The sequence below is a fragment of the Parasphingopyxis marina genome (assembly GCF_014237875.1).
GTDB lineage: Bacteria > Pseudomonadota > Alphaproteobacteria > Sphingomonadales > Sphingomonadaceae > Parasphingopyxis > Parasphingopyxis marina.
Genome location: NZ_JACJVJ010000001.1, coordinates 1,257,716 through 1,278,021, shown reverse-complemented (window position 1 = coordinate 1,278,021; position 20,306 = coordinate 1,257,716). Strand labels below are relative to the sequence as shown.

Annotated in this window: 24 protein-coding genes, 1 tRNA gene and 1 pseudogene; 17 read left to right on the top strand and 9 right to left on the bottom strand. The window is 62.4% G+C overall.

All coding sequences use genetic code 11. The features are described 5' to 3' along the window. Nucleotides 1-178: 178 nt before the first annotated feature. Together H6P80_RS06320 and thiS are read right to left on the bottom strand one after the other, a co-directional pair. Nucleotides 179-361, bottom strand: a complete 183-nt coding sequence (locus tag H6P80_RS06320; protein WP_185800453.1) for a CsbD family protein — start codon at nt 359-361, stop codon at nt 179-181. Between the two features lie 101 nt (nt 362-462). Further along, nucleotides 463-1,458 (bottom strand): sulfur carrier protein ThiS, encoded by a 996-nt coding sequence (gene thiS, locus H6P80_RS06315; RefSeq protein WP_185800452.1) that lies wholly within the window; start codon nt 1,456-1,458, stop codon nt 463-465. A gap of 81 nt (nt 1,459-1,539) precedes the next feature. Between thiS and aroQ the strand changes: the two genes are divergently transcribed. From aroQ to aat, 7 genes are all read left to right on the top strand, one after another. Further along, the gene (gene aroQ / locus H6P80_RS06310) at nt 1,540-1,980 is read left to right on the top strand and encodes a type II 3-dehydroquinate dehydratase (RefSeq protein ID WP_185800451.1); all 441 of its coding nucleotides are present in this window, start codon (nt 1,540-1,542) and stop codon (nt 1,978-1,980) included. Nucleotides 1,981-2,041: 61 nt separating this feature from the next. Further along, nucleotides 2,042-2,530, top strand: coding sequence for an acetyl-CoA carboxylase biotin carboxyl carrier protein (accB, locus tag H6P80_RS06305; protein WP_235973735.1), 489 nt, complete (start codon nt 2,042-2,044; stop codon nt 2,528-2,530). A 9-nt stretch (nt 2,531-2,539) separates the two neighbouring features. Then, entirely contained in the window at nt 2,540-3,907 is a 1,368-nt protein-coding gene (gene accC, locus H6P80_RS06300) for an acetyl-CoA carboxylase biotin carboxylase subunit (protein WP_185800450.1), read from the top strand. After that, on the top strand, nt 3,907-4,311 hold the full coding sequence (locus H6P80_RS06295; RefSeq protein ID WP_185800449.1) for an ACT domain-containing protein: 405 nt from the start codon (nt 3,907-3,909) through the stop codon (nt 4,309-4,311). Before accC ends, H6P80_RS06295 begins: the two co-directional genes overlap by 1 nt. An 8-nt stretch (nt 4,312-4,319) precedes the next feature. Further along, the gene (gene arsC, locus H6P80_RS06290) at nt 4,320-4,670 is read left to right on the top strand and encodes an arsenate reductase (glutaredoxin) (protein ID WP_185800448.1); all 351 of its coding nucleotides are present in this window, start codon (nt 4,320-4,322) and stop codon (nt 4,668-4,670) included. Nucleotides 4,671-4,749: 79 nt separating this feature from the next. Next, a complete protein-coding gene (locus tag H6P80_RS06285; RefSeq protein ID WP_185800447.1) occupies nt 4,750-5,481 on the top strand; it encodes a ParA family protein in 732 nt (243 codons plus the stop codon). A 59-nt stretch (nt 5,482-5,540) separates the two neighbouring features. Then, on the top strand, nt 5,541-6,245 hold the full coding sequence (gene aat, locus H6P80_RS06280; RefSeq protein ID WP_185800446.1) for a leucyl/phenylalanyl-tRNA--protein transferase: 705 nt from the start codon (nt 5,541-5,543) through the stop codon (nt 6,243-6,245). A gap of 35 nt (nt 6,246-6,280) precedes the next feature. Here the strand turns inward: aat and H6P80_RS16475 are convergent. The 6 genes and pseudogenes from H6P80_RS16475 to H6P80_RS06250 all read right to left on the bottom strand — a co-directional run. After that, a pseudogene (locus tag H6P80_RS16475) lies at nt 6,281-6,529 on the bottom strand (DUF2155 domain-containing protein); the annotation flags it as partial. 179 nt (nt 6,530-6,708) lie between these two features. Next, nucleotides 6,709-7,218, bottom strand: coding sequence for an outer membrane lipid asymmetry maintenance protein MlaD (gene mlaD / locus H6P80_RS06270; protein ID WP_185800445.1), 510 nt, complete (start codon nt 7,216-7,218; stop codon nt 6,709-6,711). Then, a complete protein-coding gene (locus H6P80_RS06265) occupies nt 7,215-7,598 on the bottom strand; it encodes an NADH:ubiquinone oxidoreductase subunit NDUFA12 (protein ID WP_185800444.1) in 384 nt (127 codons plus the stop codon). The genes mlaD and H6P80_RS06265 overlap by 4 nt, the downstream gene beginning before the upstream one ends. 50 nt (nt 7,599-7,648) lie before the next feature. After that, entirely contained in the window at nt 7,649-8,179 is a 531-nt protein-coding gene (locus H6P80_RS06260; protein WP_185800443.1) for a DUF192 domain-containing protein, read from the bottom strand. Between the two features lie 7 nt (nt 8,180-8,186). Next, nucleotides 8,187-8,783: a cold-shock protein gene (locus H6P80_RS06255; RefSeq protein WP_235973734.1), complete on the bottom strand. Its 597-nt coding sequence runs from the start codon at nt 8,781-8,783 to the stop codon at nt 8,187-8,189. A gap of 71 nt (nt 8,784-8,854) precedes the next feature. Further along, nucleotides 8,855-9,388: a regulatory protein RecX gene (locus tag H6P80_RS06250; RefSeq protein WP_185800442.1), complete on the bottom strand. Its 534-nt coding sequence runs from the start codon at nt 9,386-9,388 to the stop codon at nt 8,855-8,857. Nucleotides 9,389-9,544: 156 nt separating this feature from the next. Between H6P80_RS06250 and H6P80_RS06245 the strand changes: the two genes are divergently transcribed. The 10 genes from H6P80_RS06245 (at nt 9,545) to rplL (ending at nt 19,053) form a co-directional block, all read left to right on the top strand. Continuing rightward, nucleotides 9,545-11,278, top strand: a complete 1,734-nt coding sequence (locus H6P80_RS06245) for a fatty acyl-AMP ligase (RefSeq protein ID WP_235973733.1) — start codon at nt 9,545-9,547, stop codon at nt 11,276-11,278. 100 nt (nt 11,279-11,378) lie between these two features. Next, nucleotides 11,379-13,712, top strand: a complete 2,334-nt coding sequence (locus H6P80_RS06240; protein WP_185800440.1) for a putative bifunctional diguanylate cyclase/phosphodiesterase — start codon at nt 11,379-11,381, stop codon at nt 13,710-13,712. 85 nt (nt 13,713-13,797) lie between these two features. Next, a tRNA-Trp gene (locus tag H6P80_RS06235) sits at nt 13,798-13,873 on the top strand. Between the two features lie 157 nt (nt 13,874-14,030). Further along, the gene (gene secE / locus H6P80_RS06230) at nt 14,031-14,228 is read left to right on the top strand and encodes a preprotein translocase subunit SecE (RefSeq protein WP_185800439.1); all 198 of its coding nucleotides are present in this window, start codon (nt 14,031-14,033) and stop codon (nt 14,226-14,228) included. 23 nt (nt 14,229-14,251) lie between these two features. Further along, complete coding sequence (gene nusG / locus H6P80_RS06225) at nt 14,252-14,788, top strand: transcription termination/antitermination protein NusG (RefSeq protein ID WP_185800438.1); 537 nt, start codon at nt 14,252-14,254, stop codon at nt 14,786-14,788. A gap of 95 nt (nt 14,789-14,883) precedes the next feature. Continuing rightward, the gene (gene rplK, locus H6P80_RS06220; protein WP_185800437.1) at nt 14,884-15,315 is read left to right on the top strand and encodes a 50S ribosomal protein L11; all 432 of its coding nucleotides are present in this window, start codon (nt 14,884-14,886) and stop codon (nt 15,313-15,315) included. Nucleotides 15,316-15,318: 3 nt separating this feature from the next. Continuing rightward, the gene (gene rplA / locus H6P80_RS06215; RefSeq protein WP_185800436.1) at nt 15,319-16,014 is read left to right on the top strand and encodes a 50S ribosomal protein L1; all 696 of its coding nucleotides are present in this window, start codon (nt 15,319-15,321) and stop codon (nt 16,012-16,014) included. Between the two features lie 160 nt (nt 16,015-16,174). Then, nucleotides 16,175-17,791 (top strand): FAD-dependent oxidoreductase, encoded by a 1,617-nt coding sequence (locus tag H6P80_RS06210; RefSeq protein ID WP_185800435.1) that lies wholly within the window; start codon nt 16,175-16,177, stop codon nt 17,789-17,791. Nucleotides 17,792-18,098: 307 nt separating this feature from the next. Beyond that, the gene (gene rplJ, locus H6P80_RS06205) at nt 18,099-18,614 is read left to right on the top strand and encodes a 50S ribosomal protein L10 (protein WP_185800434.1); all 516 of its coding nucleotides are present in this window, start codon (nt 18,099-18,101) and stop codon (nt 18,612-18,614) included. A gap of 61 nt (nt 18,615-18,675) precedes the next feature. Then, complete coding sequence (rplL, locus tag H6P80_RS06200; protein WP_185800433.1) at nt 18,676-19,053, top strand: 50S ribosomal protein L7/L12; 378 nt, start codon at nt 18,676-18,678, stop codon at nt 19,051-19,053. Nucleotides 19,054-19,143: 90 nt separating this feature from the next. On the opposite strand, the gene H6P80_RS06195 is transcribed toward rplL, so the two are convergent. Further along, on the bottom strand, nt 19,144-20,163 hold the full coding sequence (locus H6P80_RS06195) for a hypothetical protein (RefSeq protein ID WP_185800432.1): 1,020 nt from the start codon (nt 20,161-20,163) through the stop codon (nt 19,144-19,146). Nucleotides 20,164-20,306: the final 143 nt, after the last annotated feature.

Sequence of the window (20,306 nt, the reverse complement as noted above, 5' to 3'; positions counted from 1 at the left end):
TGACCCACAGGGGCTTGGGGGCAACCGAGTGTCTCCGACGAGTGTCGTAAAACTGAAAATCGGCGGCGCGTAAAGGGGAAAGCCCCCGTTTTCGACGAACGGTTGCCTGGGTTAGATAACCGCCAAAAAAAAGCCGCCCCGGATGGAGCGGCTCTTTTTTTAGCGAAGGTCGAAAAGCTCAGACCTTATCGCCCAACGCGCCCTTGACGGCGCCTTTCACCTGCTGGCCCTTGCCCTTGAGCTGTTGCTTTTCGCCTTCGGCCTTCAGCTCGGGATTGTTCGTCGCCTTGCCGGCAGCTTCCTTGGCCTGTCCAGCGGCTTCGTTGGACTTGCCTTTGATCTTGTCTTTCAATTCTCCCATTACATATTCCTTTCCACGGCCGTCATTGGCCATGTAGTTGAAACGAATAGCGTTTTTTAAAGTTCCAACAATCGGGACGAACCGCTCGCCGCAACCCGGATTCAGATGAGCCCCGCCAGCGGGCTTGAGGGATCGGCATATTTGCGCGTCACCATCCGCCCCGAACGGTAGGCCTCGCGGCCCGCCTCTACGGCGAGCTTCATCGCGCGGGCCATGCGGATCGGTTCTTTCGCCTCGGCAATGGCCGTGTTCATCAACACGCCGTCGCAGCCCAGTTCCATCGCCACGGCAGCATCGGACGCCGTGCCGACCCCGGCATCGACGAGCACGGGCACGCCAGCGCCTTCGACGATGAGCCGGATAGTCACACGATTCTGGATACCGAGCCCCGAGCCGATCGGTGCGCCGAGCGGCATCACTGCCACCGCGCCCGCCTCTTCCAGCTGCTTTGCGGCGATCGGATCGTCGACGCAATAGACCATCGGCTTGAAGCCTTCCTTGGACAGGATTTCGGTCGCGCGCAGCGTTTCTCGCATATCGGGATAAAGCGTCTTCGCTTCGCCCAGCACTTCGAGCTTTACGAGGTCCCAACCGCCCGCCTCGCGCGCCAGCCGCAAGGTGCGGATCGCGTCGTCGGCCGTGAAACAGCCGGCGGTGTTCGGGAGATAGGTATATTTTTTCGGATCGATAAAGTCGGTCAGCATCGGCGCTTTGGGATCCGACACATTCACCCGGCGTACCGCAACCGTGATGATCTCCGCGCCCGAAGCTTCGAGCGCCGCAGCATTTTCCTCGAAATCCTTGTACTTTCCCGTGCCCACGATCAGCCGCGAAGTGAAACTTTTCCCCGCCACGCTCCATCGGTCGTCGCTGCCATCGCCACCGCCCACAAAGTGCACGATCTCCAGTTCGTCGCCATCCTCGACATGGACATCGCCCAAGGTCGAGCGCGGCACGACTTCGAGGTTGCGCTCGACAGCGACCTTCGCGGGATCAAGCCCCAGTTCCTCGCTGGCGAACTGCGCCAAGGTCATGCCGCTATGCACCCGGCGGTGCTCGCCATTGATGCGGATCGAGATCGTACCGTCGCCGGTCATGCGCTTATCCTGCTTTGCGTTGCGGGCCGGTCCGCATATAGGTGTGCGCCCTGCAATGCTGCAACCGAAAGGCTTGGGCTTATGGCCGAAAATCCCGTCATCTACGTTCTCAACGGGCCGAATCTGAACCTGCTTGGCACGCGCGAGCCGGAAATCTACGGTTCGGACACGCTCGACGATATCGCAGGCCAGCTGGAAGACCGGGCGCAGGAACTGGGCGCGGAGGTCGAGGTGCGCCAGACCAACCATGAAGGCCATCTGATCGACTGGATGCATGAGGCGCAGGCTGAGGGAGCAAAGGCTATCTTGTTGAATTCCGCAGGCTTTTCACACACTTCCGTAGCCCTGCATGATGCTATTAAGGCGATTTCCGTACCGGTGATCGAGGTTCACCTTTCCAACCCGCACGCCCGCGAGGATTTCCGCCGGAAAAGCTATGTTGGCGAAGCCGCGAAGGGAACCGTTGCGGGTTTCGGTGCGCTTTCCTATCTGCTGGCGCTGGACGCGGCCCTACGCCTTTGAGTAAAAGCCGCGACTTATCGCGATCCGGCACGCGCCGGCTAACAGGAATAAAGGGTTCGCCATGACCACCGACAAGGGCGCCGGCAACGGCTCCATGAACGTCGATACCGATCTCGTACGCCAGCTCGCCGAGATGCTGGACGAAACGCAACTGACCGAAATCGAGGTAGAGGACGGGGATCGGAAGATCCGTGTCGCGCGCACTGCCGCGCCTGCCGCTGTGGTCGCGGCGCCGGCACCGGTTGCCGCGCCGGCCGCCGCCGCGCCCGCAGCAACGCCTGCCGCCGAAGCCGCGCCGGCCAGCGCCGAAAACCATCCCGGAACCGTCAAATCGCCGATGGTCGGCACGGTCTATATGTCGCCCGAACCCGGCGCGGCGCAGTTCGTTTCGGTCGGCGACACGGTTGCGGAAGGAGATACCTTGTTGATCGTCGAGGCGATGAAGGTGATGAACCCGATCGTTGCGCCGAAATCGGGCAAGGTGACGGCGCTGTTGGTCGAGGATGCCGAGCCGGTGGAGTTCGAACAGCCGCTCGCCGTCATCGAATAGGCCGCCGCCGTGACCATCAACAAAGTCCTGATTGCCAATCGCGGCGAGATCGCATTGCGCATCCACCGGGCATGCCATGAGATGGGCATCAAGACGGTCGCCGTGCATTCGACCGCCGACAGCGATGCCAAACATGTGAAGCTTGCCGACGAAACCGTATGCATCGGCCCGCCGCCGGCCAGCGAGAGCTATCTCAATATCCCCAACATCATTTCGGCAGCAGAGATCAGCGGCGCCGACGCGATCCACCCCGGCTATGGCTTTCTCTCGGAAAACGAGAAATTCGCCAAGATCGTCGAAGAGCATGACATCATCTGGATCGGCCCGAAGCCCGAACATATCCGGGTAATGGGCGACAAGGTGGAGGCCAAGATCACCGCCGGCAAGCTCGGCCTGCCCCTGGTGCCCGGTTCACCCGGCGCAGTGCGCGGCATCGCCGAGGCCAAAAAGATCGCCGAGGAAATCGGCTATCCGCTGATGGTGAAGGCCGCATCGGGCGGCGGCGGGCGCGGCATGAAGCTGGTGCCCGAGGCCGGCCAGCTCGAAACGCTGATGAAGCAGGCGGGCTCCGAAGCGAAATCCGCGTTCGGCGACGACACCGTCTATCTGGAGAAATATCTCGGCAATCCGCGCCATATCGAATTCCAGATCTTCGGCGACGGCAAGGGCAACGCCATTCACCTGGGCGAGCGCGATTGCTCGCTCCAGCGCCGTCACCAGAAAGTTCTGGAAGAGGCCCCCTCCCCCGTCATCAGCGCCGAACAACGCGTGGAAATGGGCGGCGTGGTGGCCAAGGCAATGGGCGATATGGGCTATCGCGGCGCCGGCACGATCGAATTCCTGTACGAGGATGGCGGCTTCTATTTCATCGAGATGAACACGCGGCTTCAGGTCGAACATCCGGTGACCGAGATGATCACCGGCATCGACCTGGTCCGCGAACAGATTCTCGTCGCGGACGGGCATCCATTGTCGGTGACGCAGGACGAAGTGCAAATCCACGGCCATGCCATTGAATGCCGAATCAACGCCGAAGACCCCGAAACCTTCGCGCCCTCGCCGGGCAAGGTTCTCAGCTATCACCCGGCCGGGGGCATGCATGTCCGCGTCGATAGCGGGCTCTATTCGGGCTATTCGATCCCGCCCTATTATGATTCCATGGTCGCCAAGCTGATCGTCTACGGCACCAACCGCGAACGCTGCATCATGCGCCTGAAACGGGCGCTCGAGGAAATGGTGATCGACGGCGTCAAAACGACCATCCCGCTGCATGAGGCCTTGCTCGACGATCCCGAATTCCGGGCCGGCGACTATACGATCAAATGGCTCGAAGAGTGGCTGCAGAAGCGAAGCCAGGCCAAGAACGAGACCGCCTAATGGCTGCCACGCGCGATCTTGGCGCATTGCTGCGCGACCTGAAACCGATGCTGGCCGAAGAGGAGCACGGTTTCGCCACCATCCCGATGGGCCAGGGATGGCCGCAGGGGCTCGTCCCCGTTGCGACTTTCGCGGAAGCCGAAGGCGCCAGCGTGATCGCGCTTGCCGCGATTCTCGAAGGGATCGGAATTGAACACGAATCGGGCTGGGCAAAAATCACGATCGGCGCTAATAGCGCGCTCGATTCTATCGGCCTGACCGCGGCGATCGCCGCCGCGCTTGCCGAAATCGGGATCAGTGCCAATATAGTGGCGGCCTATCACCACGATCATGTCTTCGTCCCCTGGGACAAGCGCGAAGCGGCGATGGAAGCCCTCGAAACATTGTCAGCTAACCAGGAGTAACCGGTTCGATGCAGGCCATTATCTACCACAACCCGCGTTGCGGCACGTCCCGCAAGACGCTGGAGATTCTGGAGAAGGCACCGGCCATCGCGGTACGCGTTATCCAGTATCTGGAAAACCCGCCGACGAAGAAGAAACTTGCCGATCTCTACAAGAAGGCGGGCATCACGCCGCGTGACGGTCTGCGCGCCAAGGAACCGCTCGCGAAGGAACTCGGGCTCAACGATCCCGACGTCACGGACGATCAGATACTCAACGCGATGGTGAAGAACCCCATCCTCATCAACCGGCCGATCGTCGAGACCACAAAGGGCGTGCGACTGTGCCGGCCGCAGGATCTGGTGAAGGAAATCATCTGATTTGGCCGCCCGTCCCAAAATGGGATGGGGTCAACTTTCGGAATTTGGCGCGATCATGCGGGCTCGCTAAGAACCGGCCATGGCAACGATCGCGATCTACAGCATGAAAGGTGGCGTCGGTAAGACGACGCTCGCGGTCAATCTTGCCTGGTGCGCGGCGATGCTGTCCTCGCGCCGTACGCTGCTCTGGGATCTCGATCCGCAAGCCGCGGCGACCTTCCTCACGCAAGACGGGAAGCGCCCCAAGCGCCTTGCCGAAAGCGTCTACGAACAGGAAGTGAAGCCGGGAAAGCTGATCCGGTCGACCGCGACCGAACGGCTGGATCTGCTGGCCGCGGACGCCTCGTTGCGCGATCTCGACCGGATGTTCTTCTCCTTCGGCAAGAAGAAGCGGCTCGCCAAGATCATCGAAAATGTCGCGCGCGACTATGACCGGATCATCCTCGATTGCCCGCCGGGCCTTAGCGAAACCAGCGACCAGATCATCCGCGCCGCAGACCTTGTGCTCGTGCCGGTAATCCCCTCGCCGCTTTCGGTGCGCGCCTTCGACACCGTCGTCGATCATATCGAGCGGCACCATAAGGGCCGCACGGCGATCCTTCCGGTTTTCACGATGGTCGATATGCGGCGTACCCTGCATCGCGAAGCGCTCGACGCGCAAAAGCGCTGGCCGGTCATCCCCTATGCCAGCGTCGTCGAACAGATGGCACGGCGGCGCGAACCGCTTGGGGATTTCGGACTCCGCACGCCGGCGGGCCAGGCCTTCGCCAAATTGTGGCGCGGCGTCGAAAGGAAGATCGCCAGGGGTTGATTCACCGGCGGTCGACGATGACCGATGACGCCGCCCGCGGGAACCGCTAAATTGCCAATGTGGACCTTCTTGATCCCAACCTGTTGCTGCGCGCCTATGCCGTCGGCGTGTTTCCGATGGCCGACGGCAGGGACGCCGCAGATGTCTTCTGGGTAGAGCCCAAGAAGCGGGCGATTCTGCCGCTCGACGACTTCCATGTCTCGCGCTCGCTCAACAAGACGATCCGCAGCGACAAATTCCGGGTTACCCGCGACACGGCATTTGCCGATGTCCTGAAATCCTGCGCGGAAACCCAGCCCGAACGTCCCGATACCTGGATAAACCCCTCGATCGAGCGCGCATATGGAGAGCTCCACCGGCGCGGCCATGCCCATTCGATCGAATGCTGGCAAGACGGCGCCCTGGTCGGCGGACTGTACGGCGTAAGGCTGGGCCGCGCCTTTTTCGGCGAAAGCATGTTCAGCCGCGTTTCCAACGCCTCCAAGGTTGCCCTCGCCCATCTGGTGGCGCGGATGAAGGTCGGCGGATTCGCCCTGCTCGACTGCCAGTTCATGACGGACCACCTCGCCTCGCTGGGCGCAGTGGAAATCAGCAAGAACGATTATGCGTCGTTGTTGGACTCGGCGTTGTCGGCGCTCGGTGCCGGACTCTCGGCTTCCGGCGAAGGCGCGGAGCTCGGCGCGCTGGAGGCGCGAGCCGATGCCGGCGACGACGGTGCGATTTCCGGATATGTCATCTCGCAAGCCTTGGGCCAGACATCGTAGAGACGATGCTGGACGACATTGAGCGCCGGGCGCTCCTTGTAAAGCCAACCGGAAAAAACCCTCTCCCAGCTTTCCTCGTTGTCACCCTGTGCGACCTGGCGAACGAACAACTGTACGAACGCACCGGTGAGCTCTTGCGGCTCCCAAGGCGCGGTATGTTCGCAGGCACGCAGCCGGACCATGACGTCGCCGACCCGCGTCGTTTCGCCCGGCCGCAGCCGTATTTCGCGCGACAAACCGTTGCGTTTGTTGAGCAGGCCAAGAACGGCGACGCGCTCTTCCATCGGCGTGACGCCGCTGACATCGGCAATCAGCTCGCCGACCACCTCGATATTGTCGACATTCTCGGCATCGCCCCCGCCGCCCTGATCGAGCGCCAGTTCGCTGGGCGGCGGCGCTTCGCGTTCCTCCGCCGTGCCGCAAGCCGCAAGCGCCAGCATCGTGGAAAGCGCGAGCCAGCGCGTCACGGCGTCGTCCCGTCGGCGTCGGGCTCGGCCATCGTATCGAAGCCATCGTCGCTGCCGCCGGAATCATTGATGAAAGAGCCGATAAGGCTGCTCATGTCGAGCGCCCCCTGGGTATCGAAAATCACATCGCCTTCCTGCATCGGCTCCAGCGAACCACCGGGGAGAAGCGCGATATAACTGCCGCCGAGCAGCCCTTCGCTGCTGATCGCGGCGCTCGAATCATTGGGAATATTGGCGGCGGGATCGATCGCCATGCGGACATCGGCCTGATAGCCATCGGAACTAAGCGAGATCGCCGTCACCTCGCCGATCGACATTCCGGCAACCCGTACATCGGTGCCGACATCGACGCCGCTGACATTGGGAAACAGGGCCGAGATCTCGATCGCATCGCTGCCCGCGCCGTTGGCCGTCCGGCCGAGAAAGGCGAAGACGAGCCAGACCGAAGCGATCACGACGATCAGCCCGACGGCGGCTTCGAAATAATGGCTGCGGGCGATGTTCAATTCGGGCTCCACGCCTCGTAATCGCCGCTCGCGCCAGCGCGCTTGCCGCCCGATTCGAGCGCACCGGACGGCCGATAGGCATCGTCGGTGCCGGTCAGATTGTGAACATAGGGCGCTTCCCAGGCACGCGCGGGCGGCAGGCCCGCCTCGGGCACGTCCTCGATCGTCTGGTGCAGCCATCCATGCCAGTCGGCGGGCACGTTGCTCGCATCGTTCTGGCCCTGGTAGATCACCCAGCGGCGGCGCGGCGCCTTCTTGCTCTCATAGTAGCGGTTGCCGAAAGCGTCCTCGCCGACCGAACGGCCCCTCAGCGCGGAATGCAACGCTGTCCCGATCGTGGCACCGTCCCACCAGCAGAAGATATTTTTGAAAAGTCCCATAGCGCGCTCGCGTTTAACGCCTCTTGGCAGAGACGCCAACTGTAACTTCGCTATTGGGGCAGCGCGGGGCCGCCCTCCCAGCTCACCTGATCGCCGCGACCGATGCCCAGTTCCTCGGCACGGCCGCCGGCAATCTCGAGCACCGCGATCACCTGATCGTCGGACATGTGGGAATCGAGCGTATAGGGAACCGTCTCGCGCGCGATGTTGCTGATGCGTCCGTCCGGCATCACGAAGATCATATCGAGCGGGATCACCGTGTTACGCATCCAGAAGCTTGCATAGCGCGGATATTCGAACGGAAAGAGCATGCCGCCATTTTCGGGCAGCGATTCGCGGAACATCAGGCCACGCCGTTGCTCTTCGGGCGTGATCGCCAGTTCTGCATCGAACAGATGTTCGCCGGCGTCCGTGCGGATCGTGACCGCTATGGTCTCGGCCTGTGCTGCCGCCGGCGCGGTTTCGACCGTCTCTGCGGTTTCTATTGGTGGGTTTTGCGGAAGCTGTGGCTCGGCGCGACAGCCCGTCACCAGCATCAGGGACGCCGCCAGGCCGAACAGGTGCAATACTGATCTGGTCATGGAAACGCTATTCGCAGGGCGCGAGCACCACCGCAAGCGGTCCCTTGCGGCCATCGGCGATCCGCGCGCGCAATTCGTCGCCCGTATCGATTTCCGCGAAGCCTGAACGGCGGACGGTCTCCATATGGACGAACACGTCGCGGTCTTCATGTTCGCGCACGAGGAAACCATAGCCCTTCAAGCGGTTGAACCATTTCACGGTGACCGTTTCGAAATCGCCGGCGTCTTCGAGCAACTCGTCGGGCACGCCATGACCGCTTTCCTCGGCGCCCTGCGACGGTCCGGCATCTTCGCAACCCTCGACGTCTATCGAAAGAATTTCGGTCGCCTGGCGTCCGCGATCGCGCTCCGCGACGATACATTCGATCCGCGCCCGATCGGGAAGCGTCCGCCGTCCGTGATCGCGCAGCACCGAGAAATGGACGAGAATATCGCCTTCGCCGTCATCGGCGACGAGAAACCCGTAGCCGCGCGTACCATCGAACCATTTGACAACGCCCGAAGCCCGGGAAAGCCCGTCTGCGTCGCTACCGGCTGAATAGGCGTCGTGATGCATCGCGTCCCCCGACGCAGCAAAAGCCACCGCGTTGCGATCGGTCGTCATCCGTGCGCCCCCTGTTGATCGTATGTCTAACATATAACAACGGGACCGCGAAAGAGCCTAGCAACAGCGATTCAGTCTTCCCGCTCGGGGACGTTCCCCGGCTCGGAATCGATGAATTTCCGCGCGATCTCGTAGCTGTGCCCAGCCCGCAGCATCGCCGCCATCACCTTGCGTTTCCGGTCGGGATCGGGCGGTTCGGCGGCGAACGGGCCGATCCGGCGCTTGCGGGCAAAGGCGAGCGCGGCATCCCAGCCATTATCTTCGGCTAGGGCGCGGGCCTCGGCGCCGTCTGCTTCGTCGATCCCCGCGGCAAACAGTGCCTGGTCGATCCGGCGCGCGCCATAGCCCCGGCGCCCCAGCGATACCGCCCGCGCGCTCGCAAAGGCCGCATCGTCGATATAGCCCAGTTCCGCGCATTTTTCGGCAAGCGCGCCGATTTCCGGTTCGCGTTCGCCTTGCCAGCCGCGTTCGCGGATCTTGCGCCCCAGATAGCTTCTCAGCTTCGCCCGCGTCGTCGCGTAGCGGCCGACATAGAAGAGCGCGAGCTCCTCAAGACTGGCCGCGTCCAGCGGCGGTCGGGGTTTCTTGCGGGTTCGCTCGTTCATCGCGCCATCTTTGTGCCATAGTCGAGCCGGATTTTGAACGCGGCCCAGCGGCAAATCGAGAGCAGGAAATTGAAACTGCGGCACAAGCGCACCGATCGCCACCAAGAGAAGCAGTTCCCCTGGTCCCGATTGAGGATTGAACGGCGAGTACCGATTATGGCCGAAACCATGCAACCGACCCCGATCCACGACGATCTACCGCGCCGCTATGCGGATTTCGAAACGTTGGGCGACGCGCTCGACTATGCGGCAAGCGGCAAACGGGGATTCAACTTTCACGACGCCCGCGGCAATCTGGCGCGCGTCTATCCCTATTCGGAACTGCGCGAAGATGCGGTGATGGCCGCGCGCCGAATGATCGCGATCGGCATCATGCCGGGCGACCGGGTCGCGCTGATCGCCGATACCGAACCGCAATTCTGCGCGCTGTTCTTCGGTGCCGTATATGCCGGAGCGCTGCCGGTCCCCCTGCCCCTGCCGACATCGTTCGGGGGGAAGGAAGGCTATGTCGACCAGCTGGCGGTGCAGCTCAACAGCTCCGAACCGGCGATGCTCCTCTATCCGAAAGAAATCGCCGACATGGCCCAGGCCGCCGCCGACGCCTGCGGCGTGCCCGGCGAAGCTTGGGAAGCCTTTGCCGAGCGCGAAGCGCCCGAAACCGCGCTCCCCGAAGCGACGGGCGACGATATCTGCTATCTGCAATATTCGAGCGGATCGACCCGCTTTCCCCATGGCGTAATCATCAGCCACAAGGCGCTGCTTCACAATCTCGGATCCCACGCCAACGGCATGCTGATCGGTGAAGAGGATCGCTGCATATCCTGGCTGCCCTTCTATCATGACATGGGGCTGGTCGGCTGCATGCTCTCGATGGTCGCGAACCAGGTTTCGACCGACTATCTAAAAACGGCGGATTTCGCTCGCCGCCCGCTCGCCTGGCTCGATCTCATCAGCCGAAACCCCGGTACCTCCTGCAGCTATTCGCCGACCTTCGGCTATGACATTTGCGCACGCCGCATCGGCAGCCAGAGCAATGTCGCCGAACGGTTCGACCTGTCGCGCTGGCGGCTGGCCGGCAACGGGGCGGACATGATCCGGCCGGACGTGATGCAGGCGTTCACGGACGCCTTTGCCGATGCCGGCTTCGATCCCAAATGCTTCGTACCCAGCTATGGCCTGGCCGAAGCGACGCTCGCCGTCACATTGATGCCCGCGGGCGAAGGCATCGTCGTCGATCTTGTCGAGGAATGCGAACTTTCGGGCGCGCCCCGCCCCGATAACGACGAACCGGTCCGTTACCGCGCGATCGTCAATTGCGGCAAGGCGGTGCGCGACACCACCATCGAGATCCGAGGCGAGGATGGGAGCCCGCTTCCGGACAAGGCGATCGGCCAGGTATGGGTCGACGGCCCGGCGATCATGGAAGGCTATTTTCGAGACCAAGAAGCAACCGACGCGTGCCTCGTCGATGGCTGGCTCGATACGGGCGACATGGGCTATCTTTCGGACGGTTATCTCTATGTCGTCGGCCGCGCCAAGGACATGATCATAATCAACGGCAAGAATCACTGGCCGCAGGATATTGAATGGGCGGTCGAACAATTGCCGGGATTCAAGTCGGGAGACATCGCCGCTTTCGCAATTACTGCTGCTGGTGGCGAAGAAACACCGGCTGTTCTTGTGCAGTGCAGAACAAGCGACGTTAACGAACGCGCAAGACTTCACGGCCTGATCCGCGACAAGGTTCGCTCCATTACGGGCATGAATTGCGTGGTCGAACTCGTGCCGCCGCGGACCCTGCCGCGCACCAGTTCGGGCAAGCTGAGCCGCGCAAAAGCGCGGAATCTTTATCTATCGGGTGAGATCCAGCCCTACGCCATCGCGGCCTGACCCCGTCTGCGCCCGTTTCAGGGTAAAATACCGATTAACCGCGCTGTTCCGGACTTCCGAAACGCTTTCACCATACCCTAATTTGCCAAGAGGGAAGGTAATGGCGGGTATGGACACCAACCAGTTAAGCTGGCTGGAAATTCTTGGTTTGCGAGAACCCAAGGACGGCGAGTGGAAGCTCGTCCGGGCCGCGCAGTTGCGCGAGCTCAGCGGCAATTCGCTGCTGCCGATGGCCGCCGTCCTGCTCGCCACCATCTCTGCCTTCATCCAGTTCTGGGGAACCGTGCCGCGATCCCTGATGCTCGCGTGGCTCGTCCTCCTTATCGCCACCACGATCTCGATCTTCTCCGCCCGCGCGCACAATCTCGCGCGTGAAGGCGGCGCACGCCGCGCCGATCTGATGCGCGCCGCAACCAACTGCGCAATCCTCGGCTTTTTCTGGTCGGTGCCGCCTTTATTCTACGCCCAATATGGCAATCTCGAGCAGATACTGACCATCGCCGCCTTCAGCCTTGCCCTGATGGGCGCGGCTGCACTGATGCTGACCGCCGTACCGCTCGCCGGCATGGTCCTGAGCACGCTGATCGGGCTCAGCCTCTCCTTCATGCTCTTCCGTCTGGGCTTCATCCTTTTGTCGGCGCTCACCGTCTCCTACACGCTCTGCCTCGCCTATACGATCCTGACCAACGGTCGCGCCGTCATCACCCGGCTGCGAAACGACATCACGCTCGACGAGCAGCGCGACATGGTCAATCTTCTGCTGCGCCAAGAGGACGCGACGACCAGCGACTGGATCTGGCAGATCGACTCCCGCAAATGCATCACCGATCCCTCTCCCCGCTTCGCGATGGCCGCTGCGATGGACCCCGAGCTGCTCGACGGAATGCCATTCTTCCGGTTGCTGGCCGGGCCCGAATGGGAAAATGGCGATGTCAGCGAGGATGTCCGGGCCCTTATCGACGCTATCCAGCGGGGCCGCACATTCAGCGAACGCGCCCTTCCCGTCAGCGTTGCCGGCGTCCAGCGCTGGTGGAAGATATCGGGCACCCCGCGTTTGCGCGGCGACCGCCATGTGATCGGCTATCGCGGCGTTATATCCGATGTGACCGATCGCCAGGCCGTCGAGCGGCGCACCCATCGCATGGCCCATTTCGATACGCTGACCGGCTTGCCCAATCGCGCCTATTCCAACGAACTGCTGCGCGACCGCATCGTCCGGTCGGCCGAGGCCAATGTCTATTGCGCCTTTCTGATGATCGATCTCGACCGGTTCAAGTCGGTCAACGACACGCTGGGACACCCGATCGGGGACAAGCTGCTCGAACAGGTCGCCAAGCGCCTCGAAGGCATATTGGCGCCCGGCGACAAATGCGGGCGGCTGGGTGGCGACGAGTTCGCGATGATCATCGCCGATAGCGCCTCCGCGACCGATCTCGATCGCCGCGCCCGCGAAATCATCGTCGCCTTGTCCGCGCCCTATCATGTCGCCGACCATATCCTGCATATCGGCGCCAGCATCGGATCGGCAATGTATCCGAAGGATGGCCGCACGGCTTCCACGCTGCTACGCAACGCCGACCTTGCCCTTTACAAGTCCAAGGAAAGCGGTCGCGGCGTGCACTACGCCTATGAACCGGCGATGCTGCAAAAGGCCGAGGAACGCCGCGCCATCGAAAGCGCGCTCCGCCAGGCCCTCGAAAATGGCGAACTGCATCTCGTCTATCAGCCGGTGGTTACCCTGGCATCCAAGGAGATAGCCGGCTTTGAGGCATTGCTGCGCTGGACGAGCGCGGAGCTGGGCGAAGTCCCGCCCGAAAAATTCATCCCGATCGCCGAAGAAACCCGGCTGATCGATCCGATCGGCGAATGGGTGTTTCGCAACGCCTGCGCGGAAGCCGTTACCTGGCCCGAAAATTATCGCCTTGCCGTCAACCTTTCCTCCGGCCAGCTTCGCAATCCGCGGCTCTGCACGGCGATCGTCTCCGCCCTCTCGCAATCGGGATTGGCACCGCACCGGCTCGAGGTCGAGACCACCGAGGCGATCCTCAGCAACGATAGCGATCAGCCGATCAAGACCTTCGAACAGCTGCGCGGGCTCGGTGTGACCGTCGCGCTCGACGATTTCGGCACCGGCTATTCGACGCTGGGCTTTATCGGCCGCACCCGCTTCAGCTCGATCAAGATCGACAAGAGCTTCATCCGCAACGCCGAGAGCGGATCGAAAACCAGCATTGCCGTCATTCGGGCCGTGATCGCCATGGCGGACAGCCTCGGCATCGCCACGATCGCCGAAGGCGTGGAGAATGACCAGCAGTTCAAGCTCGCCGAACGGCTGGGTTGTGCCCAGGTGCAGGGCTATTTCGTCGACCGGCCGATGTCCGCCAGCGAGGTCCACACCCTTATCGGCGATCCGCGTGACGAAGCCGCTGCGTAAGCGCAGCGGACCGCCGGGGAAATCCGGCGAGTTGCCCCTTGCATACCCCTGCCCCGCCCGTTAAACGCGCCCATCTCGGACTCGGAGGAGTGTAGCTCAGTTGGTAGAGCATCGGTCTCCAAAACCGAGGGCCGTGGGTTCGAGTCCCTCCGCTCCTGCCATCCGGCCCCGAGTTGGTCCGGCAGGCACGTCTTGAAAGGACGGCTTGCGGGTCCGAGATAGAGTTTAATGCTCACGCCGGTGTCGGCCGAAAGGGCCGATGGCGGCGTGTGGCTGTTTTTGGTTTTGGCCCTTCGGGGTATTGTTGGGGATTAGGACGTGGCGAAGGTCAATCCGGGCGAGTTTATGCGGCAGGTGCGCGCCGAGACGTCCAAAGTCGTCTGGCCGACGCGTCAGGAAACGATCCAGACGGGTATCCTCGTGATCATCATGACCTCGATCCTGGCGATGTTCTTTCTGGGTGTGGATTCGTTCTTCAGCATGATCGTCCGCTTCCTTATCGGCCTCGTCAGCTAGGCAATTTCTGGGGATTTCACAGCATGTTGCGCTGGTACATCATTCATGCCTATTCGGGCTTCGAGAACAAGGTCCGGGATTCGATCCTGGCCGAAGCCGCGCGGATGGGCCTCGAGCAGCTCGTCGAGGAAGTCGAGGTGCCGACCGAGGAAGTGACCGAGGTCAAGCGCGGCAAGAAGGTGCAAACCGAGCGGAAATTCTTCCCCGGTTACGTCCTCGCCAAGCTCCACATGACCGACGATGTCTATCACCTCGTCAAGAACACGCCCAAGGTGACCGGCTTTCTGGGTTCGAGCGGCAAGCCGCAGCCGATCAGCGAGGCCGAAGCCGCGCGCATCCTCAACACCAAGGAGGAAGCGGCCTCGGCCCCCAAGCAGAAGATCAATGTCGATTACGAGATTGGCGACCAGATCAAGGTGCTGGACGGCCCGTTTGCGAGCTTCAACGGTACCGTCGAGGAACTCGATTTCGATCGCGCCCGCGTGAAGGTATCGGTTTCGATCTTCGGCCGCGCAACGCCGGTCGAACTGGAATTCGAGCAGGTCGAACTGGTCAAATAGCGATTTACGGATTTCCGGCATGAGCCGGGAAATATGCGGGAGGCAGAGCCACTGCCGTTTGGACCGCTAAACTTTGAATGGAGTGAACAGAAACTATGGCAAAGAAGATTGATGGCTATATCAACCTGCAGGTCCCTGCAGGCCAGGCCAACCCTTCGCCGCCCCTCGGGCCCGCATTGGGCCAGCGCGGCGTGAACATCATGGACTTCTGCAAGGCGTTCAACGCCCAGACGCAGCAGCTCGAGCAAGGCGCACCGATCCCGACCAAGATCACGGTCTATGCGGATCGCAGCTTTACCTTCATCACCAAGACGCCGCCGGCCAGCTATTTGCTGAAAAAGGCCGCCAAGCTCAAAAAGGGCGCGAGCACAGTCGGCACCCAGATCGTCGGCCAGATCAAGCGCTCGCAGCTTGCGGAAATCGCGGAAACCAAGATGGCCGACCTGAACGCGAACGATATCGACGCCGCAACCCGCATCATCGAGGGCTCTGCCGTTTCGATGGGCCTTGAAGTGGTGGAGGGCTAAATCATGGTGCAGATGTCAAAGAAGCGCAAAGCGCAGATCGAAAATGTCGACCGCGAAGCCATGCATTCGTCGGATGAGGCGCTGAAGATCGTCAAGGCGAACGCCACGTCGAAATTCGATGAGACCATCGAAATCGCGATGAACCTTGCCGTCGATCCGCGCCATGCGGACCAGATGGTCCGCGGTGTCGTCTCGCTGCCTTCGGGCACCGGCAAGAATGTCCGCGTCGCCGTATTCGCGAAGGACGCCAAAGCCGACGAGGCCAAGGCAGCCGGAGCCGACATCGTTGGCGCCGACGACCTTATGGAAGCGATGCAGGGCGGCGATCTCAACTATGACCGCGTCATCGCGACGCCGGACATGATGGGTGTCGTCGGCCGGCTCGGCAAGGTGCTCGGTCCCAAGGGCTTGATGCCGAATCCGAAGCTCGGCACCGTCACCCCGGACGTTGGCCAAGCGGTCAAGGATGCCAAGGGCGGCCAGGTCGAATTCCGCGCCGAAAAGGCTGGCATCGTCCATTCGACGATCGGCAAGGCGAGCTTCTCCGAAGCCGATCTCAAAAAGAATTTCGACGCCTTTGTCGACGCGATCGTCAAGGCCAAACCGTCGGGTGCGAAGGGCAAATATGTCCAGAAGATCGCCGTCAGCTCGACCATGGGCCCCGGCGTGAAGGTCGATATTTCGGAAGTCGGCTCCTAACGCGCTTTCCGAATCCCGAGCCGAATATTCGGGGAGGCCGGACGATCGTCCGGCCTCCCCTTTTTCGTACGCCGCTCGGCCAATCGCAAACTTGAAATATCCCCATCGCGGGCGGGTTTCGGAAAGCGTAAGGACAAATTGCCCCGGTGGGAGATTCGTCGTGGAAAATTTCGGTGACGACCTGAAGACGATGCGGCGCGTACCGCTTGCCGAGGATCACGTGACCGCGATCCACGAGATCGGCGCTATTCGCACCTATGAGACGGGCGATATCGTCGCCGCGGTCGGCGACCCGCTCGATCGGTTCGTCTATATTCTCGACGGCGAGATCGAAGTCGTCGACCCCCAGACCGACGGCCCGGTGTTCGATACGACGCTCGGCCCAACCCAGTTTCTCGGCGACCTCGCCTTTCTCAATGCCGGGACCATGGTGCTTGCGATGCGCGCCAGGAAACCGACCCGGACGATCGAGGCGCCGCGCACCGCGATGCTCGCTTTGATGGCGAAAATTCCCGAGCTTTCCGACCATGTCATCACGGTGTTCGCGGCCCGCAGGCGGCGTATTTTCGAGGAAGCGCGCAGTTCGATCAAGCTGGTCGGCGCCGACCGCGATCCCGCCGTACAGCGCTGCGAGAGCTTCCTGAGCCGCAACCGCATCCCTTTCCGGTCCTACGATCTCGACGCGACCGACACCGAAAGTTCGCGCCTGTGCACCGTCGCCGCGCACAGGCCCTCGGTGATCTTCGATTCCACCATCGTCATCGATGATCCAACCCCCCGCAAGATTGCAACCCTGCTCGGGCTCGATCTGCAGATATGCGACGAGCAGATATTCGACCTGCTGATCGTGGGGGGCGGCCCGGCCGGCGTTGCGGCCGGTGTCTATGCCGGGGCCGAAGGCCTATGCGCGCTCGTCGTCGAGGATCTGGCGATCGGCGGCCAGGCCGGGACATCCAGCCGGATCGAGAATTATATGGGATTCCCGACTGGCATTTCGGGGGCCGATCTCGTGTACCGGGGCGAAATCCAGGCACTGAAATTTGGCACCCGCTTCGCGATGCCACGCCGCGCCGAGCGGCTCGAACGGCGGGATGACGGACTGTTCTGCACGACCCTTAACGATGGCGAGGAAGTTTGCGCCCGGGCGCTGCTGATCGCGACCGGGGTCCAGTACCGCACGCTTCCGATCGACCGGTTCGAGGAATTCGAGGGCGCCGGCATTTTCTATGCGGCGACCGAGATGGAAGCGCGCTTCTGCCATGAAACCGAGGCCGTCGTCATCGGCGGCGGCAATTCGGCCGGCCAGGCGGCCATGTATCTTTCGCGCGTCGCCCGGCACGTCCATCTGCTCGTGCGCGGCGACAGCCTTGCAGCCTCGATGTCGGCTTATTTATCGCACCGGCTGGACGCCAACCCGGCGATTACCGTCCATTATGGGTCCCGCGCGAGCGCGCTGTCGGGCGACGCCCAACTCGAAGAGGTGGAAATTGAGGGCCCGCAGGGCCGTCAGAGGATCGCGACCAACGCGCTGTTCGTAATGATAGGGGCGGCGCCCAATACCGGCTGGCTGTGCGGGCTGGTGGAACTCGACGCCAAGGGCTTCGTGCTGTCCGGCCGCGACATCGGCAGGGATTCGCCGTTCGAAACGAGCGCGGAGGGGATCTTCGCGGTCGGCGACGTCCGCTCCGGATCGATGAAACGCGTCGCATCGGCGGTCGGCGAAGGATCGGTCGTCATCGCATCGGTCTGGCAGTATCTGCAGGACCGGGCGGCCTGAAGCCCCCTCCCCGATTGACATTTCGTCCGCTATCGCTATCAGCGCCCTCTTCCGATCGCGGACATCGTCCGCGGCGGAGTACCGTCCGAGACAGTTGGTGATGGCAATATGGCCGTCTTAATTTCCAGCCAAGACGGGGAAAGTTTTTGACGGGCCATCCCGTGCGATGGAGGCCCGGTCTGTTGCACCGATGGCGCATCAGGCAACCGACCCCTCGGACATTGTGAATGGATCTGCGGCGTTTATCGCCAAGGTTCCTGACGTTTGGCTGGCGGAGCAATCCGCGAGCCTATGAAGGAGTTGCGATATGAATCGAGCTCAGAAGACCGAGGCGGTTGCCGAACTGAACCGCACCTTCACCGAGGCCGGAGTGATTGTCATCACCCGCAATCTCGGCCTCACGGTCGCCCAATCCGGCGAGCTGAGGATGAAGATGCGCGAAGCCGGTGCCAGCTTCAAAGTAGCGAAAAACAGGCTTGCCAAGCTTGCGATCGAGGACACGCCCTACAGCCCCATCAGTGACCTGTTCACGGGGCCGACGGCTATGGCCTGGTCGGACGATCCGGTAGCAGCCACGAAAGTGGTTGCCGATTTCGCCAAGGCGAATGACCGGCTCGAAATCGTCGGCGGCGCGATGGGCGATACCGTCCTCGACATTGCCGGCGTGAAGGCTCTGGCAGAACTGCCGTCGCTCGACGAACTGCGTGCCAAGATTGTGGGTCTGCTCAATGCGCCCGCGACCAAGGTCGCCCAGCTCGCCAACGCGCCGGCATCCAAGCTTGCCCGTGTTTTCGGCGCCTATGGCGCGTCGGAAGCCGCCTGATTTTCGTTTTGGCTCAACACTGAATTGAAGGGGGCCGCGGCCCCGATTTGGAGACTTACAAATGGCAGATCTTGCAAAACTCGTGGACAGCCTTTCGGAGCTGACCGTTCTCGAGGCCGCCGAACTGGCGACCATGCTTGAAGACAAATGGGGCGTTTCGGCCGCGGCGGCTGTCGCGGCTGCGCCTGCGGCTGGCGGCGGCGGCGAAGCTGCTGCGGTCGAAGAAAAGGACGAATTCGACGTCATCCTGACCGGCGACGGCGGCAAGAAGATCCAGGTGATCAAGGAAGTCCGTGCCATCACCGGCCTCGGCCTCGGCGAAGCCAAAGCGCTCGTCGAAGGTGCGCCCAAGCCGATCAAGGAAGGCGTCAACAAGGCGGAAGCCGAAGAGATCAAGGGCAAGATCGAAGAGGCCGGCGGTACCGTCGAACTCAAATAGTCGGTCTTTTCCGATCCGGAAAAGCGAAGGGGCGGTTCCGCAAGGAGCCGCCCCTTTTCTAATGGCGCAATGGATGATGCGCCGCCTGGCCTAGGCCGGCTCGAGTTCACGCACCATATTGCGGACGGCCGGTCTCTCCCGACGCTGGCCGCCTGCGCGGCTCAGCTGACGATCGAGGAAATGCGCGCGGCGCAGCCGATACTTGCGGGTGAGAAACGGATTGATTGCTGTTGGGCCGTCATCCACCGTGGACGCATAATAGCCCGCGGGTTTGCTGTAATCGATCCGATCGGCAAGCGACGATGCGGGCGCCATGGCGACCCTGCGGCTCTCGCTGGGCCTCCGGCGACGCGTCGCTGTGGGCGCCACGACCTCCGGCTCGGCATGAACAGGCTCGACACGTGCGGGTTCCGAAAGGGCCGGCTCGCGCGAAACTAGCGGTTTGGCAGCAACCGGAGGACGGTCGTCACCGGCCGTGCGGGATTTCCGGCGCCGGCCAAGGGCAATTGCGCCCCCGATCGCGCCGATGCCGAGCAGGCCCGCCAGTCCGGCAAGGATTATCTCGGCGTCGATGCCCCGGTCTGCATTTTGGGCGGCGCCTTCGTCTACGGGGAGCGGCTGAACCGGCAACGGCGGAACAGTTTGCATTGCCGCAGTTTCTTCGGCCTTCAACTCATCGAAGGCCTTGGAGCCGGTTAATTCGCGCGCGGCCTGCTCCTCAGGAATCGCGGCGGCTGGCTCGCGAGCCGGTTGGCGACTGGCCGTACGCGCCGGTTCGGGCGGCGTCGCCGTTTCGGCCGAGGCTGCAGGAGCAGCCTGACGCTCGGGCGGCGCGCCTGGTATCGGCCGGTTCGCGGCGACCGGCGGCCTTGCGGGGGCTATGACCGGCGTCGTCGGTACCTGAGAAGTCGGCATCTGGACCGGCGCCGGGGATTCTACCGGCGCCGATGTCGTCGGCGCAGGGGCGAGTTCGGGCGGCGCCACGATAGGTGGCGGCGCAACCGGATCGGAAAACATCGAATCCTGGGCTACAAGAGGGGTTGAGGTGGCCGCGATGACGGTTGCAATCACTGCCATGGCGGGGCGGACGGGGTGGGGTTTGTTTTTCATAACAGCCTTTCCAACCGACGGCCGCAGAAAAGGTTTATGGAAGGTTGCGGATTCCGGGTCCGGCGGTGTGCGGGTACCGACGAACCGACAATATTCATCTTACTGGCCAATTATGTGAACAAGTGGGGTGCCGGCCCCGCTCT